Genomic DNA, 11,918 nt, shown 5'->3' on the forward strand with positions numbered 1-11,918 from the left:
CGTACGGAGAGGCGGCGGAGCCGGTCCCGAGGGACGGGCCGGGGCGTGGGGTGCCCCGGCCCGCCGGGGCGGGGACGTCAGCGCAGGCGGCCGACGCCCGCGCCGCAGTCGACGATCCGGGGGACGGCCTTCGCCGGGTCGATCCCGGTGCGCAGGGCGGGCGTCCAGCCGGCACCGGACTCCAGGGTCTCCGCCGGGATCTCCGCGTTGTGGACGGCGATCAGGTCGGTGAGCGTGCCGTTGACGTAGTTGTCGTCGGCGGTGAGCGGCGACACGGTCCATCTCTTCAGGATCTTCGCCGCGCTGATCCCGTCCGGCAGGGTGAACGCGTTGTGCTCGGCGACGAGTTGCGACTCCTTGCCGATGCCGAAGCTGTAGTTGTAGCCCGTCTCCGCCACGAAGTGGTTGTTGTAGGAGTCGACCTGCCCGAAGCGGACCCGGGGCGCGCGCTCCACCAGTCCCGAGAACAGGTTGTGGTGGAAGGTGACCTTCAGGTGCCCGCGGTCGCCGACCGCGGTCGACTCGCTGTCGCTGTTGCCGATCAGGATGGTCTTGTCGTGCTCGGTGAAGCGGTTCCAGGAGGCGGTGACGTAGTCGGCGCCCCGGACGATGTCCAGCTCGCCGTCGTGCTGCTGGTAGAGCATCCCGAAGTAGACCGGGGCCGCGCTGTCGGGGTGGCTGCCGTCGGTGAAGGTGTTGTGGTCCAGCCAGACATGGGTGGAGCCGTAGACGACGGCGGTGTCGTACTCGGAGTTCCAGTTGCCGGTGGCGCCGTCGGTGGGGTCCCACTGCGGGAAGCAGTCGATGGGGCTCTCGAAGGCGAGGTTGCGCACGATGACGTTGTCGACGCCCTTGATCTGGAGGCTGGCGCCCTTGAAGCCGGCGTTCTTCCCGATGCCGATGATGGTGGTGTTGGCGGGGATGTTCGCCTTGATGGCGGTGTCCTGCGCGGCGGCGGAGGTCCGGCGCAGGCCCTCGGGGCTGTCGTCGGGTTCGGCGCTCAGGTCGGTGTCCAGGCCCCAGGTCTCGGGCGCGTACTTCGCGAGGTAGGCGTCGAAGTCGTAGCCGGGCGCGGCGAAGGAGTCGCAGCCCTCGGCGACGGCGTCGACGGTCCCCTTCACCTTGATGATCTTCGGAGCGCTGCCGCCGTCGGCGAGGGCCGCCTTGAATCCGGCCCAGGTGGTGACGGTGTAGACATGGGCGGCGTCGGCGGCGGCGCCGCCGGTGGTGCCGGTGCCGTAGGAGCCCCAGCCGTCGTTCGCGGGGAGCGCCTGGCGCGCGGCGTCGTGGCGGTTCTCCCCCGCGGCGGCGGTCCCGGTGACGGACAGCACCAGGGCCGTGCAGCCGGCGAGCGCCAGCATTCTTATGACGCGTCCATGACATATCTGTGTACGCACTGTGCGGGTCTCCTCGGTTACACGGCCGAGGCGTCGGTCGCCTCGGGCCAGGTGATCCAGGACGTGGGGATGTCGTCGTGCAGCCGGACCACGTCACGCGGCGCGAGCACCCGCGTCCGCAGCAGCTCACGCGCGACGAGCCGGGCCACCGCGATCGCGCCCGGCGGGTTGAAGTGCGTGTTGTCCTGCTCGGTGTCGGTCCAGTTGAAGTACGTCTTCGTCGCCTCGACCCCGAGCTCCTGCCACAGCGCCAGCGACAGGGCCTCGATGTCGAGCAGCGCCACGCACTCCTCGTCGGCGAGCGCGCGCATCGCCGCCGGGTAGTCGCCATGGGTCGGCACGGCGTTGCCGTCCGCGTCGAACCTGCGCCGCTCCACCGGAGTGGCCAGCACGGGCCGCGCACCCCGGGCGCGGGCCCCGTCGACGTACAGCCGCAGGTAGTCCTGGTACGTCGTCCACGGCTCGGTGTACCGGGCGGGGTCGGTGGTCTTCTCGTCGTTGTGCGCGAACTGGATCAGCAGGATGTCGCCGGGCCGGATCGCGGCGAGGATGACGTCGAGCCGCCCCTCGTCCACGAAGCTCTTCGAACTGCGCCCGTTCACCGCGTGGTTGGCGACCGTCGGGTGCCGGCGCAGGAAGAAGGGCAGTGCCATGCCCCAGCCGGTCTCGGGCGCGGCGTCGGCGTACTTCTGGGCGGCGGTGGAGTCGCCCGCGAGGTAGAGGGTGCGGGGACGGGGGCCCGCGGCGCGGGCGGTGCCGTTCGCCGCGAGGGCGAGCGGGACGGCGGCGACGGCCGCCGCGGTGACCTGTCTACGCGTGAGAGACACTGCGGTGCCTTTCGAACAGGGGGTAAGGAGGTCTGTCCGGGGGCGCGGGGGACCGTGCGGCCGGCCTGACCGGCCGCACGGTCCGCCCAGGACCGGGAACCACCCGAGCCGAGCGCTCAGTGGTTCTTCTTCCAGTCGGCCTGCGCCGCGTTGAGCTGCTCGGCGAGCGTGTCCAGGAATTGCTTCGCGGTCATCTTCCCGAGCAGCACCTTCTGGAAGTTCGGCTCGTTGTCCGCCTTGGAGATGGTGTTCCAGTCGGGCAGGTAGTACGGCATCTGCACGATCTTCGTGCCGGCTCCGTTCAGCGCCTCGGCTGCCAGCTTCGTCGGTTCGGCGTTCTGGACCCACGCGTCCTTCGCGGCGTCGGTGTTCGCCGGCACCTGCCCCGCCGACTTGTTGTACTTGGAGTTCTCCGCCGCCGAGACCGCGAACTCGATGAACTTCCAGGCGGCCGCCTTGTTCTTGCTGGACTTGAACAGGCTCAGCCCGTCGACCGGGTTGGAGATCTGCACCCGGGTGCCGTCGTCCGCCGTCGGGTTCGGGATGCCCCTGAATTTGCCCGCGCCCAGCGCCTTCAGATGGTCCTGGTAGGAGCCCAGGTTGTGGCTCAGCATGCCGATCGTGCCGCTGTCCCACTGGGCGACCATCTTGGTGAAGTCGTTGTTGACGTCGGCGGACGGTGTGTCCTTCTTGTACAGCGCGACGTACTTGTCCAGGGCCGCCACGTTCTTCGGGTCGTTGACGGTGGTCTTGTCGCCGTTCCAGAACGAGGTGATGCCGGTCTGGCCGTACACCGCGTCCAGGGCGGGCGCGATGGACCCCTCACCGCCGCGGATGGTGAACCCGAACTTGTTCTTGCCCTTGTCGGTCAGCTTGTCCGCGGCCTCGTAGAACTTCGACCACGTGGTCGGGGCGTCGAGCCCGGCCGCCGTGAACAGGTCCGTCCGGTACCACAGCGTGCCGTTGTTGGCGGAGGTCGGTATCTGGTACAGCGTGTCCCCGCCGCCGGCCGACTTGCTGACGTCGAGCAGGTTCTGGCTGAGCTTGCCGTTCAGCGGGCTCTTCCCCAGGCGGCTGTCCAGCGGCTCCAGCGCCCCCTGGACTGCGACCTCGGCCAGCACCGCGGTGCCCACGCCGCCGACGTCGGGCAGGCCGCCGCCCTGGATGGCGGTGTCGTACTTGGACTGGGCGCTCGCGGCGGGGATCCCGACGTAGTTGACCTTGATGTCCGGGTACTTCTTCTCGAAGTCGGCGATGATCTCCTTCCAGATGTCGGTACGGACACCGCCGTTGTTGTCCCAGAAAGTGATCTCGCCCTTGCCGGAACCCTCGTTGCCCTTGTCCCCCGCGGCGCCGCTGCCGTCGTCGCCGCAGGCGGTGGCGGTCAGCGCGAGCACGGAGCCCAGGGCGACGGCCAGGCCGGCCCGTCTGCTTCTGCGGATGCTGCTCTTCATGTGGTCGGCTCTCTTCTTCCGGATCCCAACGGAGATGTGAAGTTGTGGGGGGTCGACAGGCGGGGCAAGCGCTTGCTCGACGGATATGTCGTCGCGGCTCCCCACCGGTGTGCGTGCGGACGGCCGGACGGGGTTACGGCGGACCGGTCCGGACCGTGCGAGCGTGGCCGCGTTCCTCCCTGGTCACCGGCCGACCGCCTTGCGGGCGAGCGCGCCGGCCGTCTCCCGGTCCAGGCGGCCGTCGGCGACCACGGTGACGATCCGGCGTACGACGGTCCCGCCGGGCTCGACCGTCAGCCGCTCGGCGGCCGCCAGGGACGAGCCGACGCCCGGGTACTCGGCGGCCCGGACGAACCAGGGGTCCCGGCGGGTGGCGTCGGTGGCGCCGGCGAAGACCAGCGTCCAGGTGGAGCCGGCCAGCGCGAGCCAGTCGGCGCGGGTGCCGTGGACGGCGTCCTCGCCCTCGGCGTCGGCGGTGAAGGCGTCCGGCGCGCGGGCCTCCTTGCGGGCGCGCCAGAAGTAGCCGCCGTAGGCCGCGCCGGGGCGGCCGTTGGTGGCGGGGCTGCCGATCGAGAGCGGCCCCGGGGTGACGTTGGTGAGGGAGAAGGTGAAGTCCAGCGCCCAGGCGGTCCCGGTGAGCGGGGCCGCCGCGACGGTACGTCGCTCGCGCAGCAGCTCGGCTCCTGCGGCCACCCAGCGCAGCTCCTCCACGAACCCGTCGGGGTCGTGGAGCTGGAAGGCCAGGTGCCGCTGGGCGCCGTGGTTGTCGAGTTCGGTCGGGCCCCGGTCACGGACGTAGGTGCGCCCGCCCCAGAAGTTGTGCCCCTCGACGTCGGGAACGGCGACACCGACGCCGAGGTGGTGGAGGTGGTCGGCGGGGCCCAGCTCGGTGACCGCCGTGCCCGCCAGGGTGGTGACGGGGTGCAGATACGGGCGTGGGGAGAGCCGGGCGGGCAGCTCGGGCCGGGTCACATAGCGGCCGACCGGGCGGCCGGCGACGCGCAGGACCGGTGAGTCCTTCGCCGTCGTCGCCGTCGTCGGGTGCGTCATCGGGTGCTCACCTCGTCCGTGTGGGGGGCGTACGGGTGCTTCGGGGGGCGCGCCCAGGGGGCGTCCAGTTCGGAGTAGAGGGCGAGGGTGTCGGCGGCGGCCGCTACCAGCCCCTCGATGCCGGGCACCACCCGGCGGCCCTCGCCGGGCAGCCGGCGCCAGGCGGATTCGGGCAGCGGGGCCGGATCGGGGGCCAGCCGGATCTCCTCGACGACCTCCATGAACGCGCCGGTCGCGGCGGGCGGCACGAGCAGCGCGGTCCCGTCGGTGAGATGCCCGACGAGGTTCTCCAGCAGGTCCGTACGGCCGTACTCGTACTCCTGCGGGCCGTGGCCCGCGCGTTGCAGCAGCACCCGGTCCTGCTTGTACCAGAAGGTGATCCGGCCGCGGCTGCCGTGCACGACGACGTACGGTTCGTCCGGCTCCGTGGCGCACAGGGTCGCGGCGACGGTGATCGGGCGGCCCTGCGCGGTGGTGACGCGGACGCACGAGGTGTCGTCGGACTCGATGTCGTTCGCGCGCAGCAGCTCGGTCTCGATGCCGGTGACGTCCTCGGCGCGGGTGGCGCCGCCCAGGGCCAGCGCGGTGGCCACGGCGTGCGCCAGCGGATTGGTGAGGACGCCGTCGATCACGTCGGCGCCGTGCAGCCGCCGCCGGCCCGCCCAGGGCGCCCGCCGGTAGTAGGCCTCGGGGCGTGACCAGGCACCGGCGCCTCCGATCCCGGCGACCGCTCCGACGGCCCCCTGCGCGAGCAGTTCGCGGATGGCGGGCAGGGCGTGCGAGCCCAGCGACTGGAAACCGATCTGGCAGGCGACGCCGGCCTTCGCGACCCCGTCGGCCATCCGGCGGAACTCGGCGTGGGACGGGGCCGGCGGCTTCTCCAGGAGCAGGTGCACACCCCGTTCGGCGGCCGTCAGCGCGAGGTCGGTGTGGGTCGGGATGGGCGTGCAGATCACGGCGATCCGGGCGCCGGTGGAGTCCAGCAGCGCGCCGAGGTCGCCGGACTGCTCGGGCGTGCCCAGGCCGTCGGGAATCTCGTCCTCGGTCAGCGGGGTCAGCTCGCAGATCCCGGCCAGCCGGACGACTCCCCCGTCCTGGAGCCGGCGGATGTTGTCGAGGTGCCAGCGGCCGTGGCCGCGCGCCCCGGCGAGGACAACGGGCACCGGTGCGCCCGGGGTGACGCGGCGGACGCTCATCCCTTCACCGCCCCCGCGCTGAAGCCGGTGATCAGCCACTTCTGGATGAAGGCGAACACGATCACCACGGGCACGGCCGCGACGATGCCGCCGGCCGCCAGGGCGCCCAGGTCGACGCTGTCCGCGCTCATCAGCGTGTTGAGGCCGACCGGGATGGTCTGCTTGCTCTGGTCGGACAGGAACATCAGAGCGAACAGGAAGTGGTTCCAGGCGTGCACGAAGGCGAAGGAGCCGACGGCGATCAACCCGGGCCGCAGCAGCGGCAGTACGACGATCCGGAAGGAGGCGAGCCGGGTGCAGCCGTCGACCCAGGCGGCCTCCTCCAGGGAGTAGGGCACGTTACGGATGAAGCCGCTGATCAGGATCATCGACAGCGGAAGCTGGAAGACCGTCTCCGCGAGGATCACACTGCCCAGCGAGTTGATCATCCGGAGTTCGGCGAACACCTGGAACAGCGGGACCAGCAGCAGCGCGCCCGGGACGAACTGCGAGCACAGCAGGGCCAGCATGAAGACCCGTTTGATCCTGAAGTCGAACCGGGCGAGCGCGTAGCCGCCGGCCAGCGCGACGACGGTGGTCAGGACCAGGGTCGCCACGCCGATGAGCACGCTGTTCTGGAAGTAGGTGCCGAAGGCCCGCTCCGTCCAGACCTTCTCGAAGTGGTCGAAGGTCATCGGCCAGGGCGCCAGCGAGGTCGATCCGGCCGGGCGCAGCGCGAAGAGCAGGATCCAGTAGAACGGGATCAGGGTGAAGAGCAGATAGACCGAGAGCGGGAGGTATATCTGCCAGCGCGGGGCCTCGTCCCAGGCCCGGCGGCGCTTGACGGGGCGCGGGGCCCGGGGTGCCGGCCGCTCGGGGGCGGGGGCGACCGCGACGGCCTCCTTGGTGATCACTTGTTCTCGCCTCCGAACTTGCTCAGCCGCAGGTAGACGACCGAGCAGAAGAGCAGGATCACGAACGCGACCGTGGTCAGCGCGGACGCGTAGCCGAAGTTGTGGGCGTCGACGCTGGTGTTGGCGATGTAGAGCGGGAGCGTCGTGGTCTCGCCGGCCGGGCCGCCACCGGTGAGGGTGTAGAGCAGGTCGACGTTGTTGAACTCCCAGACCGCGCGCAGCAGCGTGGACAGCACGATCGCGTCCTTCAGGTGCGGCAGCGTGATGTGCCAGAACTGCTTGAGCCGGCTCGCTCCGTCGACCTCGGCGGCCTCGTACAGGTCCTTCGAGACTGACTGGAGGTCGGCGAGGATGAGGATCGCGAAGAAGGGGACCCCGCGCCACAGGTCGGCGACGACCGCCGCCGGGAAGACGGTGGAGGTGTCCGAGAGCCAGCTGGTGCCGTACTCCCCGATGCCCAGGTCGGCGAGGTAACGGGTGATGCCCGTCTGGGAGTTGTAGAGCAGCACCCAGATCGCCGAGGTCAGCACGCCGGAGACGGCCCACGGGGAGAAGACCAGGGCCCGGCCCAGGCCCCGGCCGACGAAGGTCTGGTTGACGATCAGCGCCAGCGCGAGACCGCACAGCAGTTGCAGTCCGACCTCGACGACGACCCACTTGGCGCTGAAGGTCAGCGTGTCCCAGAACTGCGGGTCGTCGGTGAAGGCGTGGACGAAGTTGTCGAGGCCCGCGTAGCCGTTCCGCCACGGCTTGGTGGGGTTGTAGTTCTGGAGGCTGTAGTAGAAGACGCTGACGACCGGGTAGGCGATGAAGCCCAGCATCAGCAGCGCCGCCGGGGCGATCAGCAGGTACGGAAGCCTGCGGGGCGTGGCGGAGGCACGGCGCCGCCGGGGTGGCGCGGGCGGTTCCGCCACGGCTGCGGCTTGGGCCATGACTGTTCTCCGTTCGCTTGCGGTGGGTCAGGTGCGGGGCACCACGGGTACAGGAAGCGCTTGCTAAACGGTCGTGCGGAGGCCCGGGCGGGCCGCGTTCAGCCCGCGTACGGGTCGGGCACCTGGCCGGGCCGGGCCAGGAACTCGAAGTCGCAGCCGGTGTCGGCCTGGGTGATCTGCTCGCTGTAGAGCGCGCCGTAGCCGCGCTCGTGACGCACGGGCGGCGGCGTCCAGGCGGCCCGACGCCGTTCCAACTCCGCCTCTTCCACCTGGAGTCGGAGGACACGCGCCTCGACGTCCAGGGTGATCGTGTCGCCGGTGCGGACCAGGGCGAGCGGGCCGCCGACGTACGACTCCGGCGCCACGTGCAGGACGCACGCGCCGTAACTCGTCCCGCTCATCCGGGCGTCGGAGATCCGCACCATGTCCCGCACCCCCTGCTTCAGCAGGTGGTCGGGGATCGGCAGCATCCCGTACTCCGGCATGCCGGGACCGCCCTTGGGGCCGGCGTTGCGCAGCACCAGGACGCTGTCCGCGGTGATGCCGAGCTCCGGGTCGTTGACGGTGCGCTGCATGGTCCTGTAGTCGTCGAAGACGACCGCGGTCCCGGTGTGCTTGAGCAGGTGGGGCTCGGCGGCGATGTGCTTGATGACGGCGCCGTCCGGACAGAGGTTGCCGCGCAGTACGGCGACCCCGCCCTCGCTCGCCACCGGGTTGTCCCGCGGCCGGATGACGTCGTCGTCGTGCACCCGGGCACCGGCGAGCTGCTCGCGCAGGGTGTCGTACGAGACGGTCGGCCGGTCCAGGTGCAGCAGGTCCGGGATCCGGGAGAGGAACCCCGGCAGGCCCCCGGCGAAGTGGAAGTCCTCCATCAGGTACTTCCGGCCGCCGGGGCGGACGTCGGCGAGGACGGGGACCGTGCGGGCGATGCGGTCGAAGTCGTCGAGGGTGAGGCTGACTCCGGCCCGGCCCGCCATGGCGATCAGATGGATGACGGCGTTGGTGGAGCCGCCGAGTCCCAGGACGGTGGTGACCGCGTCCTCGAAGGCCTCGCGGGTGAGGATCGCCGAGAGGGTCCGGCCCGCGTGGATCTGTTCGACGATCCGCATGCCGGACGCGGCCGCCATCCGCTCGTGCCCCGAGTCGACGGCGGGAATGCTCGACGCCCCGGGGACCGTCACCCCGAGCGCCTCCGCGGCCGCCGTCAGCGTGGACGCCGTCCCCATCGTCATGCAGTGCCCCGGCGAGCGCGCGAGCCCGTTCTCCAGTTCGAGCATCTCGCAGTCGCCGATGAGGCCGGCCCGCTTGTCGTCCCAGTACTTCCACATGTCGGTGCCGGAGCCGAGCACCTCGTTGCGCCAGTGACCGGGCAGCATGGGCCCGGCGGGCACGAAGACGGTCGGCAGGTCGACCGAGGCCGCGCCCATCAGCAGGGCGGGCGTGGTCTTGTCGCAGCCGCCCATCAGCACGGCGCCGTCCACCGGGTACGACCGCAGCAGTTCCTCGGTCTCCATCGCGAGCAGGTTGCGGTAGAGCATCGGGGTCGGCTTCTGGAAGGTCTCGCTCAGCGTGGCGACCGGGAACTCCAGCGGGAAGCCGCCCGCCTGCCACACCCCCCGCTTCACCGCCTGGGCGCGCTCCCGCAGATGCACATGGCAGGGGTTGATGTCGGACCAGGTGTTGAGGATCGCCACGACCGGCTTGCCCAGGTGCTCCTCGGGGAGGTAGCCGAGCTGGCGGGTGCGGGCGCGGTGACTGAAGGAGCGCAGTCCGTCGGTGCCGTACCACTGGTGGCTCCTGAGCTCCTCCGGGCGCTTCACCGGGCGCTCGTCCCCGGGCCTCACAGGGACCACCCGGCCGCGATGGCGGCGACCTCGGCCCGGGCCGGCTCCGGCAGGACCCTGCTGGGCGGGCGGACCTCGCGGCGGCACAGGCCGAGCGAGGCGAGGGCCTCCTTGACGACGGTGACGTTGTCGGCGGAGCCGTTGGCCGCGCGCAGTTCCTCGAAGCGGCGGATCTGCTCCCAGACCTTCATGGCGGCCGGGTAGTCGCCGGAGCGAAGCGCCTCGATCATGTTCAGCGAGACCGAGGGGGCGACGTTCACCAGCCCGGAGGTGAAGCCGGTGGCTCCGGCCGAGAAGTACGAGGGGGCGTAGGGCTCGGCGAGACCGGCGACCCAGACGAACCGTTCCAGCCCGGCGTCCCGGGCGAAGGCGGCGAAGCGGGCGGCGTCCGGGACGGCGTACTTGACGCCGATGACGTTCGGGCAGGCGTCGGCGAGCTCGGCCAGCCGGGCACCGGTCAGCTGCGCGTTGCGGATGTACGGGACGACACCCAGCTCGGGCACGGCCTCGGCGATGGCACGGTGGTAGTCGACCCAGCCGCGCTGGGCGACGTAGGGGTGGACGGGCTGGTGGACCATCACCATCTGCGCGCCGAGTTCCCGGGCGTGCCGGGCGGAGGCGACGGCGGTGGGGACGTCGTGCCCGACCCCCACGAGGATCGTCGCCCGGTCTCCCGCCTCACTCACCGTCAACTCCGTTACGAGGCGTCTCTCTTCGGGGGTGAGGGCGTAGAACTCGCCGGTGTTGCCGTTGGGGGTGAGGGTGGTGATCCCGCCGTCGACCAGACGGCGCAGCAGGGCCCGGTGGGCGGCCCGGTCGACGGAGCCGTCCTCGGCGAACGGGGTCACCGGGATCGCCACCACGTCGGCCAGCGCCCTCCGCCGGCTCTCGAACGCCACGCCGCTCATGCCTGCCCTTCCTCTGTCACCGCTGCTGCCGCCGTCCTTGCGTCCGCCGTCGGCCGGGTCGCCGCCTCCACCTCTGCCTGCGGGAAGGCGCGCCGCACGAAGGAGGCGATATGGGCGTGCAGGGCACTCGCCGCGCCCTGCGCGTCCCCCGCGAGCGCGAGCCGCAGGATCTCCCGGTGCTCGCCGGCCTCCTGCTCCCAGGAGGGCGAGGCGGCCCAGGCGACCGCGGAGACCAGGGCGGCCTGGTCGCGGACCTCGTCGAGCATCCGGCCGAGCAGCGGGTTGCCGCACGGCAGGTAGAGGGCGCGGTGGAACTCCCGGTTGGCCAGGGAGCGTTCGGCGGTGTCCGTGGCGCCGTCGGCCCGGGTCAGCGCGTCGCGCGCGGCGTCCAGGGAGGCGCCGCGCCGCACCGCGCGCTTGAGCGCCTCGGGCTCCAGGAGCAGCCGGACGTCGTAGACCTCGCGCGCCATGTCCGCGTCCACCATGCGCACCGTGACGCCCTTGTACTGGTTCATCACGACGAGCCCGGTGCCGGCCAGCGTCTTGAGCGCCTCGCGCACCGGGGTCTTGGACACCCCGAACTGCGCGGCGAGTTCGGTCTCGACCAGGGCCTGACCTGGCGTCAGCTGTCCGGTGAGGATGCGGTGTTTGATTCCCTCCAGCACGAACTGCGTGCGGGAGGGAATCGGCGTGGGCACAGAGGTCATGCGCGCCTCTCGGGTCTCACGTATCGGATCCCGCGTATGGGATCTCACGTATCGCGTCTCATATATGACGTACGAAGTACGACGCGTTGAAGGTAGGAGGGGCCCTGTGTTTCGTCAATGCTTCCGACAAAGGAAGTTGAGGTTGCCGAGACTCAAGAGGTCTGCCCAGTGACCGAGTTCGGGGAGGTCGCGGGCGACTCGGTCACCGCGGGCGGCTCAGAAGGTGCGCGTCTCGCCCTCGCGGGCGGCGGAGGTCCGGCCGCCGAAGACCGCGGCGGCGCGCGCCACGGCCGCCTCCCGGGTGAGCGTGGGTCCCACGTGGGTGATCAGGAGTTCCCGCGCGCCCCTCGCGGACCGGGCCGCGTCCTCCGGCGTGAGGTGCACCTGACGTTCGCCTTCGCGATGGCGGTCGATGTCGGCCTCGCAGAGGAACACGTCCGCGCGGCGGGCGAGCGCGGTCAGCGCTTCACAGGGGCCGCTGTCCCCGGAGTACGCGAGGACACTGCCCTGGCACTCGGCGCGCAACCCGTACGCCTCGGCGTCGTGGACCACCGCGCGCGTGGTGAGGCGGAGGTTCCAGTGCTGTGCGACATGGCCGTCGTGCAGGGGCCTGAAGTCGAGGATGCCGCTCAGGAAACGGGTGTCGGGCTGTCCGAAGAAGCCGGCGAGCCGCCGGGCGCAGTCCCGCGGGGCGTACACGGGGATCGGGG

Annotated in this window: 11 protein-coding genes; all 11 read right to left on the minus strand. The window is 71.3% G+C overall.

Annotated elements, in window-relative coordinates:
• Window positions 1-77 precede the first annotated feature (77 nt).
• Complete coding sequence (locus FNH09_RS39640; protein WP_152894723.1) at window positions 78-1,361, minus strand: pectate lyase family protein; 1,284 nt, start codon at window positions 1,359-1,361, stop codon at window positions 78-80.
• Between the two features lie 53 nt (window positions 1,362-1,414).
• Entirely contained in the window at window positions 1,415-2,224 is an 810-nt protein-coding gene (locus FNH09_RS39645) for a GDSL-type esterase/lipase family protein (RefSeq protein ID WP_162469788.1), read from the minus strand.
• Between the two features lie 116 nt (window positions 2,225-2,340).
• On the minus strand, window positions 2,341-3,678 hold the full coding sequence (locus FNH09_RS39650; protein ID WP_152894724.1) for an ABC transporter substrate-binding protein: 1,338 nt from the start codon (window positions 3,676-3,678) through the stop codon (window positions 2,341-2,343).
• Window positions 3,679-3,861: 183 nt separating this feature from the next.
• Window positions 3,862-4,728, minus strand: coding sequence for a DUF6807 domain-containing protein (locus FNH09_RS39655; RefSeq protein ID WP_152894725.1), 867 nt, complete (start codon window positions 4,726-4,728; stop codon window positions 3,862-3,864).
• Window positions 4,725-5,924, minus strand: a complete 1,200-nt coding sequence (locus FNH09_RS39660; RefSeq protein ID WP_152894726.1) for a Gfo/Idh/MocA family protein — start codon at window positions 5,922-5,924, stop codon at window positions 4,725-4,727. The genes FNH09_RS39655 and FNH09_RS39660 overlap by 4 nt, the downstream gene beginning before the upstream one ends.
• On the minus strand, window positions 5,921-6,817 hold the full coding sequence (locus FNH09_RS39665; protein WP_162469789.1) for an ABC transporter permease subunit: 897 nt from the start codon (window positions 6,815-6,817) through the stop codon (window positions 5,921-5,923). The genes FNH09_RS39660 and FNH09_RS39665 overlap by 4 nt, the downstream gene beginning before the upstream one ends.
• A complete protein-coding gene (locus tag FNH09_RS39670; RefSeq protein WP_152894727.1) occupies window positions 6,814-7,749 on the minus strand; it encodes a carbohydrate ABC transporter permease in 936 nt (311 codons plus the stop codon). Before FNH09_RS39670 ends, FNH09_RS39665 begins: the two co-directional genes overlap by 4 nt.
• A gap of 98 nt (window positions 7,750-7,847) precedes the next feature.
• On the minus strand, window positions 7,848-9,569 hold the full coding sequence (araD, locus tag FNH09_RS39675; protein ID WP_162469790.1) for an L-arabinonate dehydratase: 1,722 nt from the start codon (window positions 9,567-9,569) through the stop codon (window positions 7,848-7,850).
• Window positions 9,570-9,589: 20 nt separating this feature from the next.
• Window positions 9,590-10,501, minus strand: coding sequence for a dihydrodipicolinate synthase family protein (locus tag FNH09_RS39680; protein WP_152894728.1), 912 nt, complete (start codon window positions 10,499-10,501; stop codon window positions 9,590-9,592).
• On the minus strand, window positions 10,498-11,208 hold the full coding sequence (locus FNH09_RS39685; protein WP_152894729.1) for a GntR family transcriptional regulator: 711 nt from the start codon (window positions 11,206-11,208) through the stop codon (window positions 10,498-10,500). The genes FNH09_RS39680 and FNH09_RS39685 overlap by 4 nt, the downstream gene beginning before the upstream one ends.
• Window positions 11,209-11,424: 216 nt before the next feature.
• Window positions 11,425-11,918, minus strand: a 494-nt coding sequence (locus FNH09_RS39690) for an MBL fold metallo-hydrolase (protein ID WP_238427384.1), incomplete at its 5' end; no start/stop codon positions are given.

Source organism: Streptomyces adustus, assembly GCF_009377175.1.
Classification (GTDB): domain Bacteria; phylum Actinomycetota; class Actinomycetes; order Streptomycetales; family Streptomycetaceae; genus Streptomyces; species Streptomyces adustus.